Source organism: Lelliottia sp. 7254-16 (assembly GCF_002922995.1).
Lineage (GTDB): Bacteria > Pseudomonadota > Gammaproteobacteria > Enterobacterales > Enterobacteriaceae > Enterobacter > Enterobacter jeotgali.
The window spans coordinates 1-25,321 of sequence record NZ_PQVS01000028.1; the positions used below are offsets into that span (position 1 = coordinate 1).

24 protein-coding genes and 1 pseudogene are annotated in these 25,321 nt (G+C 56.5%); 20 read left to right on the top strand and 5 right to left on the bottom strand.

Annotation, left to right across the window (positions count from 1 at the left end; translation table 11 throughout):
• The first annotated feature begins 548 nt into the window (after positions 1-548).
• Both C3708_RS23130 and C3708_RS23135 read left to right on the top strand, forming a co-directional pair.
• A complete protein-coding gene (locus C3708_RS23130; RefSeq protein WP_095280445.1) occupies positions 549-1,910 on the top strand; it encodes an HdeD family acid-resistance protein in 1,362 nt (453 codons plus the stop codon).
• A 64-nt stretch (positions 1,911-1,974) separates the two neighbouring features.
• Positions 1,975-2,928, top strand: a complete 954-nt coding sequence (locus C3708_RS23135; RefSeq protein ID WP_103950396.1) for a nickel/cobalt transporter — start codon at positions 1,975-1,977, stop codon at positions 2,926-2,928.
• A gap of 33 nt (positions 2,929-2,961) precedes the next feature.
• On the opposite strand, the gene proP is transcribed toward C3708_RS23135, so the two are convergent.
• Complete coding sequence (gene proP, locus C3708_RS23140) at positions 2,962-4,464, bottom strand: glycine betaine/L-proline transporter ProP (RefSeq protein ID WP_095280443.1); 1,503 nt, start codon at positions 4,462-4,464, stop codon at positions 2,962-2,964.
• Positions 4,465-5,118: 654 nt separating this feature from the next.
• Between proP and kdgT the strand changes: the two genes are divergently transcribed.
• Positions 5,119-6,114 carry a 2-keto-3-deoxygluconate transporter gene (kdgT, locus tag C3708_RS23145; RefSeq protein ID WP_095280442.1) on the top strand — a complete coding sequence of 332 codons (996 nt, stop codon included), beginning with the start codon at positions 5,119-5,121 and terminating at the stop codon, positions 6,112-6,114.
• A 37-nt stretch (positions 6,115-6,151) separates the two neighbouring features.
• Here kdgT and C3708_RS23150 read toward each other — a convergent pair whose 3' ends face one another.
• Entirely contained in the window at positions 6,152-7,033 is an 882-nt protein-coding gene (locus tag C3708_RS23150) for a diguanylate cyclase regulator RdcB family protein (protein WP_095280441.1), read from the bottom strand.
• Complete coding sequence (gene crfC, locus C3708_RS23155) at positions 7,030-9,384, bottom strand: clamp-binding protein CrfC (RefSeq protein ID WP_103947442.1); 2,355 nt, start codon at positions 9,382-9,384, stop codon at positions 7,030-7,032. Before crfC ends, C3708_RS23150 begins: the two co-directional genes overlap by 4 nt.
• A 593-nt stretch (positions 9,385-9,977) precedes the next feature.
• Here crfC and C3708_RS23160 point away from each other — a divergent pair.
• From C3708_RS23160 to phnP, 16 genes are all read left to right on the top strand, one after another.
• A complete protein-coding gene (locus C3708_RS23160) occupies positions 9,978-10,313 on the top strand; it encodes a zinc ribbon domain-containing protein YjdM (protein ID WP_095280439.1) in 336 nt (111 codons plus the stop codon).
• A gap of 135 nt (positions 10,314-10,448) precedes the next feature.
• Positions 10,449-10,880: a VOC family metalloprotein YjdN gene (gene yjdN / locus C3708_RS23165; RefSeq protein ID WP_095280438.1), complete on the top strand. Its 432-nt coding sequence runs from the start codon at positions 10,449-10,451 to the stop codon at positions 10,878-10,880.
• Between the two features lie 132 nt (positions 10,881-11,012).
• Positions 11,013-11,801: a phosphonate ABC transporter ATP-binding protein gene (gene phnC, locus C3708_RS23170; protein ID WP_103950397.1), complete on the top strand. Its 789-nt coding sequence runs from the start codon at positions 11,013-11,015 to the stop codon at positions 11,799-11,801.
• A gap of 158 nt (positions 11,802-11,959) precedes the next feature.
• Positions 11,960-12,982 carry a phosphonate ABC transporter substrate-binding protein gene (gene phnD, locus C3708_RS23180; RefSeq protein WP_095280435.1) on the top strand — a complete coding sequence of 341 codons (1,023 nt, stop codon included), beginning with the start codon at positions 11,960-11,962 and terminating at the stop codon, positions 12,980-12,982.
• An 83-nt stretch (positions 12,983-13,065) separates the two neighbouring features.
• Positions 13,066-13,845: a phosphonate ABC transporter, permease protein PhnE gene (gene phnE, locus C3708_RS23185; protein ID WP_095280434.1), complete on the top strand. Its 780-nt coding sequence runs from the start codon at positions 13,066-13,068 to the stop codon at positions 13,843-13,845.
• A gap of 20 nt (positions 13,846-13,865) precedes the next feature.
• Positions 13,866-14,591, top strand: a complete 726-nt coding sequence (gene phnF, locus C3708_RS23190; protein WP_103950398.1) for a phosphonate metabolism transcriptional regulator PhnF — start codon at positions 13,866-13,868, stop codon at positions 14,589-14,591.
• Positions 14,592-15,044, top strand: coding sequence for a phosphonate C-P lyase system protein PhnG (gene phnG / locus C3708_RS23195; protein ID WP_103947444.1), 453 nt, complete (start codon positions 14,592-14,594; stop codon positions 15,042-15,044).
• Positions 15,041-15,625, top strand: a complete 585-nt coding sequence (gene phnH / locus C3708_RS23200) for a phosphonate C-P lyase system protein PhnH (protein WP_103950399.1) — start codon at positions 15,041-15,043, stop codon at positions 15,623-15,625. The genes phnG and phnH overlap by 4 nt, the downstream gene beginning before the upstream one ends.
• On the top strand, positions 15,625-16,689 hold the full coding sequence (locus tag C3708_RS23205) for a carbon-phosphorus lyase complex subunit PhnI (RefSeq protein WP_095280430.1): 1,065 nt from the start codon (positions 15,625-15,627) through the stop codon (positions 16,687-16,689). Before phnH ends, C3708_RS23205 begins: the two co-directional genes overlap by 1 nt.
• Positions 16,682-17,527: an alpha-D-ribose 1-methylphosphonate 5-phosphate C-P-lyase PhnJ gene (gene phnJ / locus C3708_RS23210; RefSeq protein ID WP_095280429.1), complete on the top strand. Its 846-nt coding sequence runs from the start codon at positions 16,682-16,684 to the stop codon at positions 17,525-17,527. The genes C3708_RS23205 and phnJ overlap by 8 nt, the downstream gene beginning before the upstream one ends.
• The gene (gene phnK / locus C3708_RS23215) at positions 17,524-18,279 is read left to right on the top strand and encodes a phosphonate C-P lyase system protein PhnK (protein WP_095280428.1); all 756 of its coding nucleotides are present in this window, start codon (positions 17,524-17,526) and stop codon (positions 18,277-18,279) included. The genes phnJ and phnK overlap by 4 nt, the downstream gene beginning before the upstream one ends.
• Before the next feature lie 360 nt (positions 18,280-18,639).
• Entirely contained in the window at positions 18,640-19,320 is a 681-nt protein-coding gene (gene phnL, locus C3708_RS23220; RefSeq protein WP_103947449.1) for a phosphonate C-P lyase system protein PhnL, read from the top strand.
• Positions 19,317-20,453 (top strand): alpha-D-ribose 1-methylphosphonate 5-triphosphate diphosphatase, encoded by a 1,137-nt coding sequence (gene phnM / locus C3708_RS23225; protein ID WP_103950400.1) that lies wholly within the window; start codon positions 19,317-19,319, stop codon positions 20,451-20,453. The genes phnL and phnM overlap by 4 nt, the downstream gene beginning before the upstream one ends.
• Positions 20,450-21,001 carry a ribose 1,5-bisphosphokinase gene (gene phnN / locus C3708_RS23230; RefSeq protein ID WP_095280425.1) on the top strand — a complete coding sequence of 184 codons (552 nt, stop codon included), beginning with the start codon at positions 20,450-20,452 and terminating at the stop codon, positions 20,999-21,001. Before phnM ends, phnN begins: the two co-directional genes overlap by 4 nt.
• A complete protein-coding gene (gene phnO / locus C3708_RS23235) occupies positions 20,994-21,428 on the top strand; it encodes an aminoalkylphosphonate N-acetyltransferase (protein ID WP_095280424.1) in 435 nt (144 codons plus the stop codon). Before phnN ends, phnO begins: the two co-directional genes overlap by 8 nt.
• Before the next feature lie 108 nt (positions 21,429-21,536).
• The gene (gene phnP / locus C3708_RS23240; protein WP_103950401.1) at positions 21,537-22,295 is read left to right on the top strand and encodes a phosphonate metabolism protein PhnP; all 759 of its coding nucleotides are present in this window, start codon (positions 21,537-21,539) and stop codon (positions 22,293-22,295) included.
• Between the two features lie 99 nt (positions 22,296-22,394).
• Here phnP and yjdP read toward each other — a convergent pair whose 3' ends face one another.
• Positions 22,395-22,712, bottom strand: a complete 318-nt coding sequence (gene yjdP, locus C3708_RS23245; protein WP_103950402.1) for a DDRRRQL repeat protein YjdP — start codon at positions 22,710-22,712, stop codon at positions 22,395-22,397.
• Positions 22,713-22,784: 72 nt separating this feature from the next.
• Positions 22,785-25,067, bottom strand: a complete 2,283-nt coding sequence (locus C3708_RS23250) for an ATP-binding protein (RefSeq protein ID WP_103950403.1) — start codon at positions 25,065-25,067, stop codon at positions 22,785-22,787.
• Positions 25,068-25,193: 126 nt separating this feature from the next.
• Between C3708_RS23250 and C3708_RS23255 the strand changes: the two are divergent.
• A pseudogene (locus tag C3708_RS23255) lies at positions 25,194-25,321 on the top strand (IS481 family transposase); the annotation flags it as partial.

Genomic DNA, 25,321 nt, shown 5'->3' on the forward strand with positions numbered 1-25,321 from the left:
GGCCTGCCGCCAGCGTTCAATCTGAGCCATGATCAAACTCTTCAATTTAAGTTTGATGCTCGTGAATTAAACTTCGTAATGAATTACGTATGTTCACTCAGAGACTTTGGTATTCATTTAGCGTCTTTCGACGTTTAGAATCCATGTCACTTTGAGTGCCCACACAGATTGTCTGATAAATTGTTAAAGAGCAGTGCAACGCGGCTTTCGCTCACCGTTGCGAGGTGGCGTATATTACGCTTTCCTCTTTCAGAGTCAACCCTGAATTTCAGGATTTTTTCTCTTCAACCGACCCGGCTGTTTGTGTGAAGTGATTCACATCTGCCGTGTCGATGGAGGCGCATTATAGGGAGTTCTCGTCAGGCCGCAACCGCTAAATGACAGAAAAATGACTGACTGCTGCATTCCACAGCAAAACCCCGTCTTATACCCTTTTGCACACAGACTTATCCACAGATGCGCTCAGATCCTGCCGACTTCCCCCACCGATCACGCACTAAATATCCCAGTAAGCTATAAATGGTGAAGGTTATTTAGGAAGATCTCTCATGATGCGACTGATCCTGATCCTACTGGGCATCGATTTCCTGCGTTCGCACTGGCGCGGGCTTCGTCACTTTGGCTGGATCACGCTGATCGCCGGGATGGCTATCTTCATCGATGCTATGGACGGTTCGCTGTTCTTTCCTATTGAGCCCTTTGCCTGCTTATTACTATTCGAAGGTGGCTTAACCTTGATGGTGGCGCACAGCGGCATGGGAGGGCAACGTATCTTGCGCTATGTGAAAGGCGCAACGTTCTCGCTAGCAGCCGTGTTGATCCTTGCCGGTCATCATGACGGCGACATCGTGCTGGCGATCATTTTCGGTACGCTATTTTTGCTCGATGGCACGTTGCAAATCGCCTCCGCACTGGTCGTTCGCTATCAGCGCTGGCGGCCAGCCCTTGTCGGTGGGATTGTCGAGATCGCGCTAGCCATCTTCTTCTATCAGCCGTGGCCGTCAAATTATGCTGGCACCGTTCCTTATTGTCTTGGGTTGGGCCTCGCGTTTGCGGGATGGAATATGTTCATCCTCGCCAACCGCGTCAAAGTCGCCGCGGCTAATCCAGGGCTCAAAGGAGAAGAGTATATGGAAGAGGCGCAAACCCTTCCCCCTGACGTCGTGGAATGGGATGGCCCACCGGAAGAGGATGAAAAAGCACTGACGGTCCACGTCTGGACGCCAGTCGGTTCCGCCCCCGGTGAAACGATCCCCCGCCCGGTGATTAACCGCTATATAGCCGCCGTGGATCAAAACGGCATTATCTCCACCGGCCACGCCGCGCTGGAATCGCCTGGCGGGATCTATATCAGCTTGTATCCTGCCGAGCTTATCGACCGCTCGCCGGATGCATTCGCCCGGCTGCTACGCGCTACCCCGGAGAATAATGTGCAAGGGTTGTTTCAACCCGACTATGCGACGGAGTCCGCGCAGTGGTGTCACTCCACGCGCAAAGTGCGCATCCGTAATTACAGCGAAACTCGCCTGACCGCCTTCTGGGAACATTACCGCCAGAACGAATCTTATAATTTGACCCACCGTAATTGTTCGAGCAGCGTAGCAAGAGCGCTGGAAGCGGCACTGGAAGGATCTGTCGGAAGACTCTGGCAAACACGCGGGTTCTGGCTGGCGATTGGAAAGCTAATGTCCACACCAGAACTTTGGGTGGCGCTACAGCTGCGTAAACGTGCTGAGACGATGGCATGGACGCCAGGGCTCGTGCTGGACTACGCCCGTGCCCTCAGTATGCTTGCCGACCCCAGGCCAACAGGCTGGTTTAACACCCTGGGGCGGGCATTAAGAAAAATGTTCCATCGTCGGATGGCGTGGGTAAAAGGTAAAAGTGGCGAAGGGGTAACAGAAGAGTAAACCTCAGCCCGCTCACAGCCATAAACGCTATACTTGCCAAAAATTCCACCCCGCAGGCCAAACCATGACCACACAACGTCTCACGCGTGACTGGCGCCTCCCCACCGCCGGGCTGATGGCGCTGGCGATTCTGCTGGCAGCCTTCACACTGCACGCCCACTGGAACGCCTTTATTCAGTGGTGCCTTGCGACGCAAATCACTCTGCACCGCTATCTGGTGATGTATCTTTTGCAGCTCAATAACCATCAGTATACCGGCGGGCTTTGGTTGCTTACGGGCGCGTTCCTTTATGGTGTGCTGCACGCCATTGGGCCAGGCCACGGCAAATTCATTGTCACAACTTATCTTTCTACTAATAAAGAAAGCCAACTCGCCGCGCGCGTAGTCCCTTTTCTCGGCAGCCTGATGCAGGGCGTGAGCGCGATTCTGTTCGTCTTTATATTGGCCGTGGGATTTAACCTGGCATCGGGGGATCTCAGTGCCAGCCGCTGGTACGTAGAAAAAATCAGCGCCATACTGATCGGCGCATTCGGCGCGTTTGTCATTTTCCAGACGTTGAGAAGCCTGCGCCCGCGCAAAATGACTATTCACGCCATGAAGCCTCTGCATCAACATGATGAAAGCTGCGGCTGCGGCCATCACGGTGTCGGCGCAGATTTAACCGCTGGCGACTGGAAAACGCGCCTGGGCGTGATTCTGGCGATTGGCGCTCGGCCATGCAGCGGGGCGATCATGATTCTAATGTTCTCGAATGCGCTGGGGATTGTGACCTGGGGGATTGCAGCAGTGATGACCATGTCGCTTGGCACAGCGCTGTCGATCATGGGCTTATCTCTGGCAGTGCGTTATGCCCGCGAACGTACGGTGGCATTCTTTGGTGGGGATTCAAATCTGAGTTGGCTAGTACCAGTGGCAAAAGTTGCTGGGGGAATTATGCTGATTCTGTTCGCGACTGTGCTGTTCTTAACGGTCATCCCAATCAGCGCCAACGGCGATTACATTGCCGCAGGCTGCTAATAAAAAACCCGCCAGCGGCGGGTTTTTCGTTAATTACTCGTTAATCCGTGGATGCTGGTCCACCAGACGAGAACGTTTCTTCTGCAGTTCTTCAATCTCTACATCAATGTCTTCAATCTTCTGTTCAACATTGTCGTAGTGCTCGCGCAGGATCTCTTTCGCTTCCTGGATGTCCGATGCCGCTGGCGTCGCCCCTTTCAGAGGGCGGTTAGCGGTCTCTTTCATCGTCAAACCGGTAATTAAACCAATCACCGCGATGACCATCAGATAGTAAGCAGGCATCATCAGGTTCTGGGTGCTTTCCACCAGCGAAGCCGCAATAGTTGGCGTCAGACCGGCAATCAGAACCGAGATATTAAACGCCGCCGCCAGCGCACTGTAACGAATGTGCGTCGGGAACATCGCCGGAAGCGTAGACGCCATCACCCCGATAAAGCAGTTCAGGATCACCGCCAGCAACAGCAGACCGGCAAAAATCAGGCCCAGCACATTACTGTTAATCAGGATAAAGGCGGGAATCGCCAGCAGGAACAGCGCAATACTGCCCAGAATAATGAAGGGACGACGACCGAAACGGTCACTCATCAGGCCCATAATCGGCTGCACAAACAGCATACCGACCATGATGGCGATGATAATCAGCACGCCGTGATCTTCAGAATAGTGCAGGTTATGCGACAGGTAGCTCGGCATATAGGTGAGCAACATGTAGTAAGTCACGTTGGTTGAAATCACCAGACCGATACAGGTCAGCAGGCTACGCCAGTGCTTGGTGGCAATCTCTTTAAACGAAACTTTTGGTCCTTCCTGCAGGCCTTCGCGATCGCCCTGCTCCAGCTTTTCAACATGCTGCTGGAACGCCGGGGTCTCTTCTAAGGCATGACGCAGATACAGACCGATAATCCCCAGCGGCAGCGCCAGGAAGAACGGAATACGCCAGCCCCACTCAAGGAAGTTCTCTTCCCCGACGACGGTGGAAATCAACACCACCACGCCCGCGCCCAGCACAAACCCGGCAATCGAGCCAAAGTCCAGCCAGCTTCCCATAAAGCCGCGTTTACGGTCCGGGGAATATTCGGCGACAAAGATCGACGCACCCGTATATTCACCGCCAACCGAGAAGCCCTGCGCCATTTTACACAGCAACAGCAGGATAGGTGCCCAGATGCCAATGGTGGCATAGGCCGGGATCAGGCCGATACAGAAAGTACTTATCGACATAATCACGATGGTGATAGCGAGAATCTTCTGACGACCGTATTTGTCACCCAGTCGGCCAAAGAACAGGCCACCAAGCGGACGGATCAGGAACGGAACAGAGAAGGTACCTAACGCTGCAATCATCTGCAGGCTGGGATCGGCACCGGGGAAAAAGACTTTACCTAAGGCGTAGGCAACGAAGCCATAAACACCAAAGTCAAACCACTCCATCGCGTTACCCAACGAAGCAGCGGTAATGGCTTTACGCAGTTTACCGTCATCAATGATGGTGACGTCACCCAGTGTAATGGGTTTTACTTTTTTCCTTTTAAGCATTGCTATCCTCGTAGACTCAGCCCTGTCCATACCACAGATAATCTTGCGGTCTGTGAACCTCGAATTCGCCTCATGCGATTCTTCTTCTTCAAGCGTAGCAGGTTTACTTACATTGACGTTTCTCGTCGATACAACCGAACCTGTTGACGCCTGTCTGGGCAGTTAGTGACCTCTTTACCCTAACAGCGTTTAAATTAGTGATCAACTTCACAAATATTTACGTATAGCGTCAGATGTTGTCAGAAAACGTAAAACCCCCTGAATCACAAAGGATGATTTCGTCGCCCCAGGATGATTATTTCTGAGGTTATTATTTTCCTCGCAACGGAAGAAAATCACTCACTTTTTTTCACATCCAATTTACAGCTTTTTTAATTACAAGCGCGCGATAGTGCCGTTTACCTAAATATGTGATCAAGATAACTAAAACACTGTTTTATTTTCATTGAATCGTAATTCCAATGATCGCATGATAAGCCCGAACACGCCGCTGCGGCTGCAACTCACCGACCGTTTAAATGCCTAAACGGATTGCGGATTGCGCATAACCAGACGGAACACCAGACAGTTAAATTTTCGTAATCATTTGAATTTAATCATTGTTTCTACCTGACTTGTCCGCCAGAAACGCGAGATAAGATGTGAGGATTTATCATGAAGATCAAAGCCACGATTGAACGCATCCCTGGCGGGATGATGCTGGTCCCTCTGGTACTTGGCGCAATTTTAAATACGCTGGCACCGAATACCGGCGCTTATTTTGGCGGGTTCACAAAAGGAATGATTACCGGCACCGTGCCTATTCTCGCGGTGTGGTTTTTCTGTATTGGCGCGTCTATTAATTTACGAGCAACGGGCACCGTTCTGCGTAAATCCGGCACGCTAGTGATCACCAAAATTGCCGTTGCCTGGGTGGCGGCGATGGTCTGTGCGATGTTTATTCCTGAGAACGGCATTCAGACCGGATTCTTCGCTGGATTATCCGTTCTGGCGATTGTTTCAGCAATGGACATGACCAACGGCGGCCTGTACGCCAGCCTGATGAACCAGTACGGTACCAAAGAAGAATCGGGCGCATTTGTCCTGATGTCGCTGGAATCCGGCCCGCTGATGACTATGTTGATCCTCGGTTCTGCCGGTCTGGCCACCTTCGAACCACATCATTTTGTCGGTGCAATTCTGCCCTTCCTGATCGGTTTCGCACTGGGTAACCTCGACACCGACCTGCGTGATTTCTTCAGTAAAGCCACGCCGGTTCTGATTCCGTTCTTCGGCTTCGCGCTGGGTAACACCATTAATCTGGGCGTGATTATGGACACTGGCCTGCTGGGCATCGCTCTGGGCGTAGCGGTTATCATCATCACCGGTATTCCACTGATTATCGCAGACCGCGTGATTGGAGGGGGGAATGGTACAGCCGGTGTCGCCGCTTCATCAGCCGCCGGTGCGGCGGTAGCGAACCCGGTGATTATCGCGCAGATTAACCCGGCTTTTGAACCGGTGGCAGCGTCAGCCACAGCACTGGTCGCTGCGGCGGTGATTGTGACTGCGATTCTGGTGCCGATTATTACGGCGCTGTATTCCAAACGCTACGGCACGCTTTCGCAGACGGAATCCGAGCCACAGCCAGTCGAATCCTTACACCACTGAGTTCCTGCAAAAACCTCTCTTCGGAGAGGTTTTTTAGTTACGCCTCGCCAAACACTTCCCCGACCATCGCATCCGCCAGCCTTTTCGCTGAACACAGTCTCGGCATCCCCAGCGCCACCGTCTGCCAGCTTTGCGTCACAGACCAGCTCACCGGATGACGATCCGGATGACACCAGTCGCCCAGCCAACCCAGCATATCTTTGTGATCCATCAAACCCGGTGACATCGGCGTCGCCAGCCACTGGTGATAGAAGTGACGGGTAGCAGGAGAAGCGTTAATGCCTTGCGCCAGATAATTGGCCGCCAGGCTGCGTAAATTATCTTTCAGCATCGCGCCAACGTCTTCGTTTGCCAGACGACAGGCATCGCCAAAGGCGCCCCAGCGCAGCTCTTCGAGAGCGATAAAACAGCGCCCCGCCAGCGACCAGCCGTCGTACTGCCCGGCCCGCCAGTGGGTAAAAACCTGATCGCTGTGTTCGCCAGCCTGCACCGTTAACCCGCGCTGGGATAAGGCTTTCTCTTTATAAGCGGCGCGTTGTGAAAAGTGGGAAGAGAGTTCGTCGTATTGTTGCATCAGGCCAGGAGACTGCTGCGCCTGGCGATTTGTTTGCTGACGTAATGACGCTAATTTATGAGTCATTCGGGTTAACGCCAGATGGCCGGGATCAAACATCCCTGCCAGTTTTTCCGCCAGCCCCAGTCGCAGAGCAGCATTTTCGCTGAACATTCCCGTCATCGCCCACGGACGAAGCTTCGTCTGGGTCATGATCTCCTGAGTTAAACGCTCACGAAATTGCTGCTGCTGAGGCACGAGTGGGGGAAGACGCACCGCGTCCACCCCTTGTACCAGATCGACCATAAACTTCGGATGAATACACTCCAGCGTCCGCCCGGGACCGTCCAGTAATTGTGTTGTCATAGTTGCTCAGCCGCGAATAAGGTTTGAATATCATCGCGTAACAGTCGGGTATCTTCCTGAATCCACGTCGCAGTCGTAATACTTTGCTGCAACAGCTGGCTGAGCGCCCTTGTGGAGTGCTCGTTTTGCTGGCGCACTGCGAGGCTATCACGCAAGCTTTCCTGTAACCCGGTCAGACATAACGAGAATTCTGCGAAAAACGTCGCCATTCCTGCCGTAACAGAGACATCGACCTGCGCCACCAAAGCTTTACAGATTTGTTCACAAAATTGATCAATATGCTGTTTGAACCGCTCATGAAGCTGTGCAACGTCAATGACATAGCGAGTACGCGTCACCACGTAATCTTCAAAACCCCAGCCCGGATTATTCAGCCAGCGCGACACCGTCTCACGCACGCTGCCGGAGCCCGATACTTCACCCGCCGGACGATTTTCCGAGGCAATCGCGTCCGTAAACAGTCCGCGCGTATTGAAGTTCAACTGGCTCGCCTGGAAGGCAGGGAAGCTAATTCGCGCCCGGAAGCCAGCATGGCTCAACTCTTCTTTAATACGTTTCTCAATCGGGCGCATCGCTTCATTCAGAGAACGCGCCAGCGTGGATTCGAGCTGATCAAAGCGCAACGCCAGTTCGCGACTGATTTTGCCCTGTGCATCCAGCATGATCAGCTCGCAGGAGGAGCGGATTTTGCTCAGCACAATCTGCGCCTGCCCTTCGTCATCCAGCACCAGCTGACCCATTTCGGCCTGCTCGCTGTTTCTCAGGTTGAGACGTTCAATGCCCGCCAAATCGAGAATGTTATCTCTGTCAAAAATATGGCTAATAGCCTGCTTAATGGTGTTTTTCTGCTGTGAAATAAATGCGTTAGCGGCATCTAATGCCTGCTCAACTTCATGCCCCACTTCGTCGCTCACCACATCCTGACGCGTCTGCAACAGCGCCATATCCTCTTCGAGGCGGGAAATATTCACCTGCAGCTCTTCAAAAGCCACCGTCAGCCCCTGATAACGAAAATCAAGGTACTCACGGGCATTCTGCGCGTAATTCAACAGCTTATGCGAGGCAGATCGCAGCGCATACAGCGAGGCATTAGCATAAGCGGCATAGATCAGCTTGCGGATCGGCTGTTCAAATAACGAATCTTCCCACAGCAAATCGGCAGCATGGCGAATATGTTCCACATCATCCAGATCGGCGGTGCGCCAGCGACGTCCGAGTGCCGCTTCGGCAAAATCCTGCACCCATCTCTGCTCCTGCGAATTCGGTAAACGCCCGTGCGTGTTAATTTCATAACGCGCGCGGTTTGCCAGATACGCCCACATCGACGACACCGGGTAGATCTGCCCCGGCGAAATATTGCCTTTCATCAGCGTGCCGGAGATCATCGCCCGCACCTGTTCTTCGTCGTCGCTGTTGCGATCTTTCTGATCGAATTTATTCACCAGCGCATACAGCGGCACCGATTTGCCCACTGCCGAAATCGCCTGACGCACCTCTTCATCAGAGATCGACTTAAGCTGGGTATAGTCCATCACCGCCAGCACCGCCGACGAGCGCGCCAGCTGTTCGTTGAGCATTTTTTGCAGATGCGGCTGTCCAGCTTCGTTCGGCCCCGGCGTGTCGAGCAGCGTCAGTTGTCCGAGATGAGAATCCAGCCCCGCCAGGTGAACAAACTCCACCTCAATCACCGGAATGTGTTCGATCGCCGCATATTCCGAGAACGGGAAATCAACGCCCAACGCCTTCGACAGACGCACCAGATCGTTGAGACTTTTCAGGCACTGGAAAATAGGCTGCGCGCCCAGATAGTGTTTTTCGAACGCCTCGCCGTGCTCAATGCGCCCGAGCAACGCGTTCATGTCTTTATCGATCTCCAGGCGTTGGGTCAGCTTTCCGCGATCGTGGTTGCACAATTTATCCTGCAACTGTTTGATCAACGTATCGATAGGCGCGACATGGGCAAAATGCAGCACCGGCTCGGTCTGACCCGGCGTATGGCGGATAAGCGTAGGCAGCGCGGTCATCGGACGGTTACGGTTTGGCAGCACTTCGGTGCCGACAATCGCATTAATCGTGGTCGATTTCCCCGCCTTCATGGTCCCGACGATCGCCAGCACCATCTCGAGACGGGTAATTTTGCGTAATTCGTTATTGAGCATTGAGAGCTGCGTTTCAACACCTCGGGTACTGAAATGCAGCGGCAGAACATTATTCGTTTCCCCGGTCATCGCAGCAGTTGTGCTATCCAGCACGGCAATCGGCATTGATTTCAACGCATCCAGATTCTGCAAAGCAAGTTGCAGCAGCCTTTCCGCTTCCTGGCTTAATTCAAAAATTGTCTGTGTGTGCATGATAAAAGCCTTTCCTTAACGCAAATTTATTACTTTTATTAAGCCGGATAGTTTTAATAATGAAATTTCGGCTTTTTTGATTACGCGTGGAAAATATGTTCAATGAATATAAGCGCCTGATCAAAAACCAGAATATATTCTGATTGCAGCGTAAAGCGCTCGTACACTCCTCTCGGCAAGAATAGCCGAAAGATAATGAGCGTAGACCATTTTTATGAAGCTATAGGATATATCAAAGTAATTTACCCACCCAAAAAGAGAGGTAATTCCCGGTCGCCAAACGAGGAATGGCAAACCTGGATGCAATAACAACTGCTCACCTCACCTTATCCGAAATGACAGTACCTGGCAATTTGCGCAATAAAATATTCGATATATTTCCTTACGCGATTTTAAATCTTAAGTACGCTGTAAGCATCGCTTAAGTGACTGACAGAAAGTGTCACTCCAGACGCTGTCTTTTAACTATTTTCAAAAAAAAGAATGTCACCGACAAATGTGTGGACTTACGCTATACTTTACGCCTTTTTCGGCAAACAGCCGGGTTTTGGCTGGCACTTTCCAGCCCCTTTAGCCTTTTTGAGGATACCGATATGTCACTTCCACACTGTCCTAAATGTAATTCTGAATACACCTACGAAGATAATGGGATGTTCATTTGCCCTGAATGCGCCCATGAATGGAATGATGCAGAACCGTCGCAAGATAGCGATGCGCTGATTGTTAAAGATGCCAACGGTAATCTGCTGGCCGACGGCGATAGCGTCACCGTGGTAAAAGACCTGAAAGTCAAAGGCGCCTCTTCAATGCTGAAAATCGGTACCAAAGTGAAGAATATCCGCCTGGTCGAAGGCGATCATAATATTGATTGCAAAATTGATGGCTTCGGGCCAATGAAGCTCAAATCAGAGTTCGTTAAAAAGAACTGATAGTTAAGACATTATTGTCTTCGTAGGCCCGGTAAGCGCAGCGCCACCGGGCGCTTTTGCCGGATGCGCTGCGCTTATCCGGCCTACAATAAAAGAACTACACTTAATGGGCTTCTCTTACCTGAGGTAATGATTATGCCGTTAAGTCCCTACATTTCATTCGCCGGAAACTGTGCAGAGGCCATCGCCTTCTATCAGCAAGCTGTCGGCGCAGAACTCACCTACAAAATCACCTACGGCGAAATGCCCAAAGACGGAAACAGCGAAGAAGGCTGCCCTTCCGGTATGCAATTTCCTGACACCGCCATCGCTCATTCCAATGTTCGTATCGCGGGCAGCGAAATTATGATGAGCGACGGCGTGCCCGGCGGCAACGCGCAGTACGCAGGATTTACGCTGGTGCTCGACACCCAGGACGTGGCCGAAGGCAAAGGCTGGTTCGACAAACTCGCCGCTGGCGGCAATGTCGAAATGGCCTGGCAGGAGACCTTCTGGGCGCACGGTTTCGGCAAAGTGACCGATAAATATGGCGTGCCCTGGATGATCAACGTCGTCAAACAGCAATAATCGTCTGGCGGAGGCGTCCCCTCCGCCTGTCATCGCATTCGCTTCAACTCTTCAAACTCCCGCAACCAATACTTAACCTAAATGTCACATTAATCCGCCAGCATGAGGCCACATTTATCGTGAGGCCTGAACATGCAAACTGTCATCCGCGTCGAGAAACTGAGCAAGACCTTTCACCACAACAAGGCTCTGCATGCCGTTGATCTGACCGTCCAGCAGGGCGAAATGGTGGCGCTGCTCGGGCCTTCCGGTTCCGGAAAATCCACCCTTCTGCGCCATCTCAGCGGCCTCATCACCGGCGATAAAACGCCAGAAAGCCATATTGAGCTGCTGGGCAACACCGTGCAGCGCGCAGGCCGTCTGGCGGGCGATATCCGCAAAAGCCGCGCGCAAACGGGCTGTATCTTCCAGCAATTTAACCTGGTCAACCGCCTGACGGTGCTCGAGAACGTGCTGATCGGCGCGCTCGGCAGCACGCCTTTCTGGCGCACCTGCCTGCGCTGGTTCTCACCTGCGCAAAAACAGCAGGCGCTTCAGGCACTGACCCGCGTCGGAATGGCCCATTTCGCCCACCAGCGCGTCTCAACGCTTTCCGGCGGACAGCAGCAGCGCGTGGCGATTGCCCGAGCGCTGATGCAAAAAGCCAAAGTGATCCTCGCCGATGAACCCATCGCCTCGCTGGACCCAGAATCGGCCCGCATCGTGATGGAAACCCTGCGCGACATTAACCAGAACGACGGCATCACCGTCGTGGTCACGCTGCATCAGGTGGATTACGCCCTGCGCTACTGCGAGCGCATCGTCGCCCTGCGTCAGGGGCATGTGTTTTACGACGGTGCAAGCCAACACTTTGATAAAGAACGATTTGACCACCTGTACCGCAGCATTAACCGCGTCGAAGAGAACGCGCAGGCTGCTTAATTTAACTGAAAAGACCAGGCGTAATTGGCGCAGCCAGATTGGACACGGACAGCGCGGAAAAACCGGAGCGTACACGTTGTACGTGAGGATTTTGAGCACTGCCCGGGTTCAAGCTGGCAAGTGAAATAGCCTGGAACAATGCCAAATGAGGATGATAGATGAGCTATAAAGCCGTTGCCGCGCTGGCCTTCACCAGCATGTTCAGCATCAGCACCCTGTTAAGCCCGGCCTATGCGCAGGAGCAAGAGCAGGAAAAAGCCCTGAACTTCGGCATTATTTCGACAGAATCACAGCAAAACCTGAAACCCCAGTGGGAACCGTTCCTGAAAGATATGGAAACCAAACTGGGCATCAAAGTGAACGCCTTCTTCGCCCCGGATTACGCGGGCATCATCCAGGGGATGCGTTTTAACAAAGTCGACATCGCCTGGTACGGCAACCTCTCCGCGATGGAAGCGGTAGATCGCGCTAACGGCCAGGTCTTTGCACAGACCGTTGCTGCTGATGGTTCTCCGGGTTACTGGAGCGTGCTGATCGTCAACAAAGACAGCCCGATCAACAACCTCAACGACATGCTCGCCAAACGCAAAGAGCTGACCTTCGGCAACGGTGACCCGAACTCGACCTCCGGTTTCCTGGTCCCTGGCTACTACGTCTTCGCGAAAAACAACGCCTCTGCCAGCGAATTCAAACGCACGGTCAATGCCGGACATGAAACCAACGCCCTGGCCGTCGCCAATAAACAGGTCGACGTCGCCACCAACAACACCGAAAACCTCGATAAGTTGAAGACTTCCGCTCCAGAAAAACTGAAGCAGCTGAAAGTTATCTGGAAATCACCGCTGATCCCTGGCGACCCGATTGTGTGGCGTAAAAACCTCTCCGAGAGCACCAAGGATAAGGTCTACGACTTCTTCATGAATTACGGCAAAACCGCCGAAGAGAAAACCGTCCTCGAACGCCTGGGATGGGCGCCGTTCCGCGCCTCAAGCGACCTGCAGCTGGTGCCAATCCGCCAACTGGCGCTGTTTAAAGAGATGCAGGGCGTGAAGGACAACAAAGGTCTGAACACGGAAGAGAAGACCAGCAAAGTGTCGGTGATTCAGGCGCAGCTGGAAGATCTCGACCGCCTGACCGCCGCGCTAAGCGCGATGACATCAGTGAATAAAGCGGTGCAGTAATTTGTTCTCCCTCTCCTGTCGAGTGAGGGCGTTGATCCAGTCCCCTCTCCCACAGGGAGAGGGAGAAAACTTTAGGAGAACTCATGCAAACCATCACCGTCCCACCCCCGAAACGCAGCTGGTTCTCGCTTTTGAGCTGGGCCATCCTGCTGGCGGTGCTCATCGTCTCCTGGAAAGGTGCGGAAATGGACCCGCTGATGCTGGTCAAAGACTCCGGCAACATGGCGACCTTCGCCGCCGACTTCTTCCCGCCGGACTTCAGCCAGTGGCGTGACTATCTCAGCGAAATGGCGGTCACCATGCAAATCGCCGTCTGGGGTACCGCGCTGGCAGTCATCCTCTCCATCCCGTTTGGCCTGATGAGCGCCGAAAACATCGTCCCCTGGTGGATTTTCCAGCCAATGCGCCGCCTGATGGACGCCTGTCGCGCCATCAACGAAATGGTCTTTGCGATGCTGTTCGTGGTCGCGGTGGGCCTCGGTCCGTTCGCAGGTGTGATGGCCCTGTTCATCCACACCACTGGCGTCCTCTCCAAGCTGCTGTCAGAAGCGGTTGAAGCCATCGAACCCGGTCCGGTGGAAGGCATCCGCGCCACGGGTGCCAATAAAATTGAAGAGATTCTCTACGGCGTCCTGCCGCAGGTGATGCCACTTTTAATCTCCTACTCCCTCTACCGTTTCGAATCCAACGTTCGCTCAGCGACGGTGGTCGGTATGGTCGGCGCAGGCGGAATTGGCGTCACCCTGTGGGAAGCGATTCGCGGCTTCCAGTTCCAGCAAACCTGCGCCCTGATGGTCCTCATCATCATCACCGTCAGCCTGCTGGATTTCCTTTCTCAACGTTTGCGTAAGCACTTCATCTGAGAAGCGAGGCTTTGATTTCTATGCACTTATCCAGACATCCGACCAGTTACCCAACGCGCTGGCAAGAGATCGCCGCGAAGCTCGAAGTCGAACTGCGCACGCACTACCGCTGCGGTGACTATCTTCCCGCCGAACAGCAACTCGCCGACCGCTACGAAGTCAACCGCCACACCCTGCGTCGCGCCATCGACCAGCTGGTGGAACGTGGCTGGGTCCAGCGCCGCCAGGGAATCGGCGTACTGGTTCTGATGCGCCCGTTCGACTACCCGCTCAACTCGCAGGCGCGTTTTAGCCAGAACCTGCTCGATCAGGGCAGCCACCCGACCAGCGAAAAACTGCTCTCGGTGCTGCGCCCCGCGTCGAGCCACATCGCCGATGCGCTGGGGATTCAGGAGGGCGACAACGTGGTGCATCTACGTACGCTGAGACGCGTCAACGGCGTGGCGGTCTGTCAGATCGATCACTACTTTGCCGACCTCGCCCTCTGGCCGACGCTGCAACATTTTTCCAGCGGCTCGCTGCATGACTTCCTGTTTGACGCCACCGGCATCGCCCTCAAACGCACCCAGACGCGAATTAGCGCCCGTCGTGCGCAGGCCAAAGAGAGCAAAGTGCTGGAGATCCCGAACATGGCGCCGCTGCTCTGCGTGCGCACCCTTAACCACCGTGACGGCGACGTCAACGCGACGGAGTACTCCGTCAGCCTGACCCGCGCCGACATGATCGAATTCACTATGGAGCACTGAATGCATTTCGATACTCCCACCCGCCAGCGCTGGATGAGCGTCCTCGCCCACAGCCAGCCCACCGCGCTGCGTGAACGCCTGCGCGTGCTCAACGTCGCGCCGGAATACGAGACCATCCGTGCGCCAGAGATTGGCCTGGTGCAGATCCAGGCGCGTATGGGTGGCACCGGCGAGCGCTTTTTTGCCGGGGACGCCACGCTAACCCGAGCCGTGATTCGCCTCAAAAGCGGCACGCTCGGTTACAGCTATCAGCTGGGGCGCGACAAACAGCACGCCGAGCAGTGCGCCGTTATCGACGCGTTATTGCAGGAACCGACCCATTTTCAGTCGTTGATGGAAACCTTAATTGCCCCGCTGGAAGCCGACCGTGCCGCGCGAATTGCCGCTCGTCAGGCGGAAGTGAACACCAGCCGGGTCGACTTCTTTACGCTTGTTCGCGGAGATAACGCATGACGCTTCAACCTGCTTTTACCCTTGCCGTGCAGGATGCCCAGCACAGTTTTCGTCGTCTGCTGAAAGCCATGAGCGAGCCGGGCGTGATTGTCTCGCTGCATCAGCTCACTCACGGCTGGCAGCCGCTGAACATCGCCACCACCAGTGTGCTACTGACCCTGGCCGACGCCGACACGCCGGTCTGGCTGTCTGCCAGCATGACCAACGACATTGCCAGCCAGAATCTGCGTTTTCACACCAGCGCACCGCTTGTCGATCAGCCACAGCAGGCGGTATTCGCCGTTGCCGACGAAAAAATCAGTCACGAACAGCTGAATGCGCTTTCTGAAGGCAGCGCCGTCGCGCCCGAAACCAGCGCCACGCTGATCTTACAGGTCGCCAGCCTGAGCGGTGGCCGCATGCTACGCCTGACCGGGGCCGGGATCGCCGACGAGCGCATGGTCGCGCCGCAACTGCCGGAGTGCATCATTCACGAGCTGACCGAACGTCCGCATCCGTTCCCGCTGGGTATCGACTTGATCCTCACCTGCGGCGAACGCCTGCTGGCTATCCCACGAACCACACATGTCGAGGTGTGCTGATGTACGTTGCCGTCAAAGGGGGCGAAAAGGCGATAGCCGCCGCCCATGCACTGCAAGAGCACAGAAGACGCGGCGATGAACAGCTTGCCGAGCTGAGCGTCGAGCAAATTGAACAGCAGCTGAATCTGGCCGTCGATCGCGTCATGACCGAAGGCGGGATCGCCGACCGTGAACTGGCCGCGCTGGCGCTGAAACAGGCCAGCGGCGACAACGTCGAAGCGATCTTCCTGCTGCGTGCCTACCGCACTACGCTGGCCAAACTGGCGGTCAGCGAGCCGCTGAACAGCGCAGAGATGCGCCTTGAGCGCCGAATTTCTGCGGTCTACAAAGACATTCCCGGCGGCCAACTTCTCGGCCCGACCTACGACTACACCCACCGCCTGCTGGATTTCACCCTGCTGGCGAACGGCGAATCCCCGTCGCTGAACACCCGCGACGCACAGCAGGAAAATGCGCCCCACGTCTTTAGCCTGCTGGCGAATCAGGGGCTGGCAAAAGCCGAAGAGGACACCGGCAGCGTGCCCGACGACGTCACCCGCACCCCGCCGGTCTATCCGTGCTCCCGCTCCTCACGCCTGCAACAGCTGATGCGCGGCGACGAGGGTTATCTGCTGGCACTGGCTTACTCGACGCAGCGCGGCTACGGGCGCAACCACCCGTTTGCCGCCGAAATCCGCAGCGGTTATGTCGACGTTGAAATCGTGCCGGAAGAGCTGGGTTTTGCAGTCAACGTCGGCGAACTGCTGATGACCGAATGCGAAATGGTGAACGGCTTCGTGGCCCCCGAAAACGACGTCCCGCACTTCACACGCGGCTACGGCTTAGTGTTTGGCATGGGCGAGCGCAAGGCGATGGCGATGGCGCTGGTTGACCGTGCGCTGCAAGCCCCGGACTACAACGAAACCCTTTCCGGCCCGGCGCAGGACGAAGAGTTCGTGCTGGCCCACGCGGATAACGTTGAAGCCGCCGGCTTTGTCTCGCACCTCAAACTGCCGCATTACGTCGATTTCCAGGCAGAACTGGAACTGCTGAAACGTCTGCAACGGGAGCGCAAAAATGGCTAACCTCAGCGGGTATAACTTTGCCTATCTGGACGAACAAACCAAGCGCATGATCCGCCGCGCGATTTTAAAAGCCGTGGCGATCCCCGGCTATCAGGTGCCGTTTGGCGGGCGCGAAATGCCGATGCCTTACGGCTGGGGCACCGGCGGGATTCAGCTCACCGCCAGCGTGATCGGCGAAGCGGACGTGCTGAAAGTCATCGACCAGGGGGCGGACGACACCACCAACGCCGTGTCGATTCGCAACTTCTTCAAGCGCGTCACCGGGGTAAACACCACCGAGCGTACGGAAGATGCGACCCTGATTCAGACCCGTCACCGCATCCCGGAAACGCCGCTCACTGAAGATCAGATTTTGATTTTCCAGGTGCCGATCCCCGAGCCGCTGCGCTTTATCGAGCCGCGCGAAACCGAAACCCGCACCATGCACGCCCTGGAAGAGTACGGCGTGATGCAGGTGAAACTGTACGAAGACATCGCCCGCTTCGGCCATATCGCCACCACCTACGCCTATCCGGTGAAAGTGAATGGGCGCTATGTGATGGACCCGTCGCCGATCCCAAAATTCGATAACCCGAAGATGGACATGATGCCCGCCCTGCAACTGTTTGGTGCCGGACGCGAAAAACGCATCTACGCCGTCCCGCCGTATACCTCCGTTGAAAGTCTCGATTTCGACGATCATCCGTTTACGGTGCAGGAATGGGATGAGCCGTGCGCCATCTGCGGTTCAAAACACAGCTATCTCGATGAAGTGGTGCTCGACGACACGGGCAAACGCATGTTTGTCTGCTCCGACACCGATTTCTGCCGCCAACAGAGCGAGGCGAACGGCCAATGAAACCGCTGCTTTCGGTGAACAACCTGACCCATTTGTATGCGCCCGGCAAAGGCTTTAGCGACGTGTCGTTCGAGCTGTGGCCTGGCGAAGTGCTGGGGATTGTCGGCGAGTCCGGCTCCGGCAAAACCACCCTGCTCAAATCCATCTCCGCGCGCCTGACGCCGCAGAACGGTGAGATTCTGTATCAGGATCAGTCCCTGTACGGCATGAGTGAAGCCGAGCGCCGCCGCCTGTTGCGTACGGAATGGGGCGTGGTGCATCAGCATCCAATGGACGGCCTGCGCCGCCAGGTGTCGGCGGGCGGGAACATCGGCGAACGTCTTATGGCAACCGGCGCACGGCACTACGGAAATATCCGCGCAACGGCCCAGCAGTGGCTGGAGGATGTTGAGATCCCGGCGTCACGTATCGACGACCTGCCCACCACCTTCTCCGGCGGGATGCAGCAGCGCCTGCAAATCGCCCGCAACCTCGTCACCCATCCGAAGCTGGTGTTTATGGATGAGCCGACGGGCGGGCTGGACGTGTCTGTGCAGGCGCGCTTGCTCGACCTGCTGCGCGGCCTGGTGGTGGAGCTGGACCTGGCGGTGGTGATTGTGACCCACGATCTGGGCGTTGCCCGTCTGCTGGCGGACCGTCTGATGGTGATGAAAGAGGGCCAGGTGGTGGAAAGTGGATTAACCGACCGCGTGCTCGACGATCCGCACCATCCGTACACCCAGCTGCTGGTGTCGTCCGTATTGCAGAACTGAGTGTGTTTGTGTCGGGTGGCGCTGCGCTTACCCGACCTACGGAATTTGTAGGCCGGGTAAGGCGAAGCCGCCACCCGGCAAAAAGACCGGACCGAACACGTAGGCCTGGTAAGGCGAAGCCGCCACCCGGCATAAAAGACCGCACCGAACACGTAGGCCGGGTAAGCGAAGCGCCACCCGGCAAAAAAGACCGCACCGAACACGTAGGCCGGGTAAGGCGAAGCCGCCACCCGGCATAAAGACCGCACCGAACACGTAGGCCGGGTAAGGCGAAGCCGCCACCCGGCATAAAGACCGCACCGAACACGTAGGCCGGGTAAGGCGAAGCCGCCACCCGGCAAAAAGAGTCAAGAGGCCAACATGATCCGCGTAGAAAATGTGAGTAAGACTTTTGTGCTCCACCAGCAAAACGGCGTGCGCCTGCCGGTGCTGCAAAACGCCTCTCTTGAGGTCAAAGAGGGCGAATGCGTGGTGCTGCACGGCCACTCGGGTAGCGGAAAATCAACGCTGCTGCGCTCCCTGTATGCCAACTATCTGCCCGATCAGGGCCAAATCCACATTCGTCATAACCACGAGTGGGTGGATCTGGTGCAAGCCCCGGCACGTAAAGTACTCGAAGTGCGCCGCTCGACGATCGGCTGGGTCAGCCAGTTCTTGCGGGTGATCCCGAGGATCTCCGCGCTGGATGTGGTGATGCAACCCCTGCTGGATCTCGGCGTTTCCCGTGACGAATGTGCGGCCAAAGCGGCCCGCCTGCTGACACGCCTTAATGTGCCGGAACGCCTGTGGCATCTTGCCCCATCGACATTTTCCGGCGGCGAACAGCAACGCGTGAATATCGCGCGCGGATTTATCGTCGATTACCCGATTTTGCTGCTCGATGAACCGACCGCCTCGCTGGATGCCAAAAACAGCGCTGCGGTCGTCGAACTGATTGAACAGGCCAAAGCGCGCGGGGCGGCGATCGTGGGGATCTTCCACGACGCCACGGTCCGCGATCGCGTGGCGGATCGTCTTCATGCGATGGGAGTCGCGCCATGATTATCAATAACGTCAAACTGGTGCTGGAAAACGAAGTGATCGAGGGATCGGCAGAGATTCAGGACGGTGTGATTCGCACCTACGCCGAAACCCAGAGCCGCTCTCCACAAGCGATGGACGGCGAAGGCGGCTGGCTGCTGCCGGGCCTGATCGAACTGCACACGGATAACCTGGATAAATTCTTCACTCCGCGCCCGAAAGTCGACTGGCCGGCCCACTCAGCGATGAGCAGCCACGACGCGCTGATGGTCGCCAGCGGCATCACCACGGTGCTCGACGCAGTGGCGATTGGTGACGTGCGCGACGGCGGCGACCGTCTGGAGAATCTCGAGAAGATGATCAACGCAGTGGAAGAGACGCAAAAGCGCGGCCTCAACCGCGCCGAGCATCGCCTGCACCTGCGCTGCGAACTGCCGCACCACACCACCCTGCCGCTGTTTGAAAAACTGGTCGGCCGCGAGCCGGTCTCCCTGGTGTCGTTGATGGACCACTCGCCGGGCCAGCGTCAGTTCGCCAATATCGAGAAGTATCGTGAATACTATCAGGGAAAATATTCTCTGAATGACGAGGAGATGGCGCACTACGAAGAGGAACAGCTGACGCTGGCGGCCCGGTGGTCGCAGCCGAACCGCCAGGCGATTGCGGCGATGTGCCGGGATCGCAACATTCCTCTCGCCAGCCACGACGATGCCACTCACGATCACGTGCACGAATCCCATCAGCTTGGCAGCGTGATCGCCGAATTCCCTACTACGTTCGCGGCAGCTGAAGCCTCACGCCAGCACGGGATGAACGTCCTGATGGGCGCGCCGAATATCGTGCGCGGCGGCTCGCACTCCGGCAACGTGGCAGCCAGCCAGCTGGCGGCGCTTGGCCTGCTGGATATTCTCTCCTCCGATTACTATCCGGCGAGCCTGCTGGATGCGGCCTTCCGCGTGGCGGACGATGCGGGCAACAGTTTCACCCTGCCGCAGGCGATTCGTCTGGTGACCAAAAACCCGGCTGACGCGCTGAATCTGGGCGATCGCGGGGTGATTGGCGAAGGCAAACGGGCGGATCTCGTTCTGGCACACCGCAAGGGCGAGCACATCCATATCGATCATGTCTGGCGTCAGGGAAAACGGGTGTTCTGATGGGAAAACTGATCTGGCTGATGGGGCCGTCCGGCTCCGGAAAAGACAGCCTGCTGTCGGCGCTGCGCCAGCAGGAACACGCTCAATTATTGGTCGCGCATCGTTACATCACGCGGGCGGCGAACGCGGGCAGCGAGAACCACATCGCTCTGAGCGAGCCGGAGTTTTTTACTCGTGCAGGCCAGAATTTACTGGCGCTGAGCTGGCATGCCAACGGTTTTTACTACGGCGTGGGGATCGAGATCGACCTGTGGCTGCACGCCGGTTTCGACGTGCTGGTCAACGGTTCGCGCGCACATCTGCAACAGGCTCGCGCACGTTACGAACAAGCGCTGATGCCGGTCTGTTTGCAGGTTTCGCAGGAGGTACTGCGCGAGCGCCTGCAACAGCGTGGGCGGGAAAGTGCGCGCGAGATCGACCAGCGTCTGGAGCGCGCCGCACGTTATACGCCGTCGGACTGTCATCTCCTCAACAACGACGGAAGTTTGCTACAGTCAGTCGATAATTTGTTATCGCTTATTCGTCAGAAGGAGAAACAACATGCCTGACTGCCAGCTTCGTCGCGCCACCCCGGAAGATGCCCAGGCCGTTTACGGCCTGATTTGTGAGTTGAAACAAGCGGAGTTTGACCAACGCGCCTTTAACGCCGGGTATCTGGCTAATCTTCAGGATCGCAACATGCACTACCACCTTGCGGAACTGGACGGCCACGTCGTCGGGATGATTGGCCTGCATTTGCAGTTTCATTTGCATCACGCTAACTGGATTGGCGAGATTCAGGAGCTGGTGGTGCTGCCGCAGGCGCGTGGCCTGAAAGTCGGCAGCCAGCTGTTAGCCTGGGCAGAAGAATTTGCCCGCGACGCAGGCGCTGAAATGACCGAGTTGTCGACCAGCGTAAAGCGCGTGGATGCACACCGCTTTTATCTGCGCGAAGGGTACGCCCAGAGCCATTATCGGTTTACCAAGTTGCTGTAAAACCATGCCGGGTGGCGGCTTCGCTTACCCGGCCTACAAAACCCTGCTGACCCGTAGGCCGGGTAAGGCGCAGCCGCCACCCGGCAATTGACCCAAAGGGGGGAAATCATGGCCCTAACCATCCAACTCACCGGCACGGGTGGCGCTCAACTGGTGCCGGTCTTCGGCTGTGAATGCGCGGCCTGTCGCCGGGCACGATTGCAGGAGGCGCATCGCCGTCGCCCGTGCAGTGCAGTCGTGAAATTCAACGATGCGGTCACGCTGCTGGATGCAGGCATTCCGCATCTGATGGATGACTGGCCAGCGGGCAGTTTTCAGCAGTTTTTGCTGACGCACTATCATATGGATCATGTCCAGGGCCTGTTCCCCCTGCGCTGGGGCGTGGGCGCGTCGATTCCGGTCTATGGCCCGCCGGACGAAACCGGCTGCGACGATCTGTTCAAACATCCTGGGCTTCTCGATTTTAGCCATACGGTGGAGCCGTTCGTGATGTTTGAGTTACAGGGTTTGCGCGTCACCCCGCTGCCGCTCAATCACTCAAAGCTGACCTTTGGTTATCTGCTGGAGAGCGCCCACAGCCGCGTAGCATGGCTGTCTGATACCGCCGGACTACCGGACAAAACGGTGAAGTTTTTACTCAACAACCATCCGCAGGCGATGATAATCGACTGCAGCCACGCGCCGCGTGAAGAACCACCGCGCAACCATTGCGATTTGAACACCGTGATTGCGCTCAACGAGGTGATTGGCTGCCCGCAGGTGATTTTGACGCACATTAGCCACCAGTTCGACGTGTGGATGATGGATAACCCGCTGCCCGAGGGATTTGAGGCGGGCTATGACGGGATGCGATTGGTGTTTGATTGAGGTATTGCCGGGTGGCGGCTGCGCCTTACCCGGCCTACGGTTCGTGCCCTTGTAGGCCCGCGCAAGCGAAGCGCCGCCGGGCGATAGACCGCACATGTATCACCGATCGTAATCATCCTCCAGCCTGCGCTCATCGTCCTCCAGCTGACGTCGGTCCTGATCCAGCTGGCGCTGCCGATCGTCTAACTGACGGCGACGATCCTCAAGCTGTCTGCGGCGGTCATCGTACTGACGACTGTCGTTGCGGCGGCTCTCCTCATAACGATCGTCGTCATTCTGGCGATTGCTCGAAGGGTTGTACGCTTCACCGATCGCCTGCTGGATATTCCCAATAGCGTCGTCAATGATATCAGCGTGGGCCATCTGACTGGTGAATGACAGCAGGCCAAAAATCAGAGCGGTAATCGTGCGTTTCATAAAGCCAGTCTCGCGGCAGGTGGGCTGGCTTTACGTTAATCAACGACGATGAAGGCGAGTAGCGGAGGAATCTCAAAGATGACTCACCTTCCGCAGCGCCTGCGCCAGTTGCGTTCGGGTGAAGGGTTTTCGCAGTAGTTCCACGTCCGGCAACTGCGAATTGTGCATCGGACGTAAATCCTGGCCGCTCACCAGCAGCACCGGCAGATGCGGGAAATGGCTCCGAACGTGGTGGATCACCTCCGCGCCGCTCATTGTGCCCGGCAGCATCAGGTCACTGATAAAGAGTTCGATATCCGCTGACGCCTCCAGCATCTTCAGCGCCTGCTCACCGGTTTCGGCTTCCAGCGTCAGATAGCCGAGCTGATGCAGTTGTTCGCACAAGGTCTGGCGCACGTCGGTTTCATCCTCGAGCACCAGCACCAGCCGATCGCTCTGTTCGGTTTCCGCTGTCGCGAGCGCTTCATCGTGCGAAGCCACCGCCTGCGCCGAGCGCGGGAGTTGCAGGCGTACGGTGGTTCCCTGCCCCGGCGCGCTTTCGATTTCGACGCGCCCACCGGACTGGCGCACAAACCCGTACACCATCGACAGCCCCAGTCCGCTGCCGCTCCCCGTCTGTTTCGTGGTGAAGAACGGCTCGAAGACCTGGGATTTCACCTCCTGCGACATCCCACAGCCGTGGTCGATCACCTCCAGCGCCACCATATCCTGCCTGCGCCCATCGCTACGGGTCACGCGCTGATTCCATGTCCGAATCCGAATCACGCCGCTCTGCCCTTCCATCGCATCGCGAGCGTTCATCACCAGATTGATGATCGCATTTTCGAGCTGGCTAACGTCAATCCACGCGGGCCACGCCGGGTGCTGCGCTTCGATGTCCAGCGTCAGCGTGGCGGGCAAAGAGTGATGCATCAGCTCGCCGAGGTTTTCCAGCAACGGTTTCATCTCCACGACGTGTGGGTGCAGGGACTGTTTGCGCGAGAAGGCCAGCAGGCGCTGGGTCAGAAGCGCGCCGCGTTCGGCGGCCTTGAGCGCGCGGGTGATACGCGGCGCATCCGGCGAGTCGGGATCGACCAGCTCCAGACTGCCAATGATCACCGCCAGCAGATTGTTGAAATCGTGCGCCAGCCCGCCCGTCAGCTGCCCGACCGCTTTCATTTTTTGGCTGTGCAGTAGCGCTTCTTCCAGCCCCACGCGCTCGAGCCGGTCGATCTCCATCTGTGTCGTTTTCTCTTTCAGCAGGCGGGTGGTGTGCTCCAGCGATGCCGTGTTGCGGGCAAAAACGTTAAACGCACGCGCCAGTTCACCCAGCTCGTCGCGGCGCTGGAGCGCAGGCACCGACACGTCCGACTCACCGTGCGCCAGACGCGACATGGCCCGAGAAATAGCCGTCAGGTTGGAACCTAAATTGCGGTAGATGTACCAGCACGCGCAGCCGGTGATCAGCAGCGCCAGTCCGGCGAACACACTAATAAAGACGCTGATAGAGCGCAGCTCTTTGTGGCTTTGCGCGGTGCGCAGCTCCGACGCCTGCGCCACCTGCGCCACGTATTGGTTGATATCGCGGTTTAAAATCGCCACCAGCGCTTTGATGTGAAACATATACCAGCTGATCGCCAGGTCGCTCTCTTCCAGCTGCTTCGAGAGCGGCGCGAGCTTTTGCAGTTCAGCGTTGAAATCAGGCAACACAAAGTCGATAACCGGCTGGCGAGCAGTCTGTGGCAGCGTGGTGGTCACGCTATTCAACTGCTGAATAGTGGCGCGCGGAGACGGGGTTTCAATCGCCGCCATGATCAGCCGATCCATTTCCGCCAACTGGCGCGCGTCCGGTACGTTGTCAACAAAACGGCGGTTGATATCTTGCAAATGGCGTAAAAAACTTTGGCTTTGATAGAGCGAACTCAGCAGCGCGTTACGCTCCAGATGACGCCGCTGACCACGCTCCAGCATCCCGGTCACGCTCTGCTGTAACTCATTACTCCGGCGAATGATTCGAGCCACCAGCGCCGGTTCCTGCTGCGCCAGCGGCGCATCGGCAAGCTGCTCAAGCGAGCGGCGCAGCGCCATCTGTGTTTGCTTGAGCCTGTCGGCCTCACTTTTGTACTCCAGCGCCCCAACCACTTGCGAAAGCCGCACCGCTGCCGTCGCCACATTCGCCGTATCGCGTGCCAGATTCATGCTGCCGGTCATGTCGTTCAGGGTCTGTTGCTGGACCTGCTCCTGAATCTGGCTGGCATGACGAAAGCCCAGCACCGCCACGCCGCTGACCATCAGCGTCACCGCCACCACCAGCAGATTGAAGGAAAGCAGGCGGCCACGGGCGCTGGCGAAAAAGGGTGGACGGCGTGATGGCATGTTGGCTCCGGTGATGTGCGGTTTGATGCCCTCACCCTAACCCTCTCCCTGTACGGTCCGGGGACATCATGAACACTTGTTCGGGGACATGGTAGACACTTACAACTAAGGCATACGAACCCGTTTTTGGAGTCGCTTATGCCCTGGGATGCGAGAGATACCATGTCATTACGTACCGAGTTTGTTCTGTTCGCCTCGCAAGACGGGGCGAACATCCGTTCTCTTTGCCGTCACTACGGCATTTCGCCCGCTAC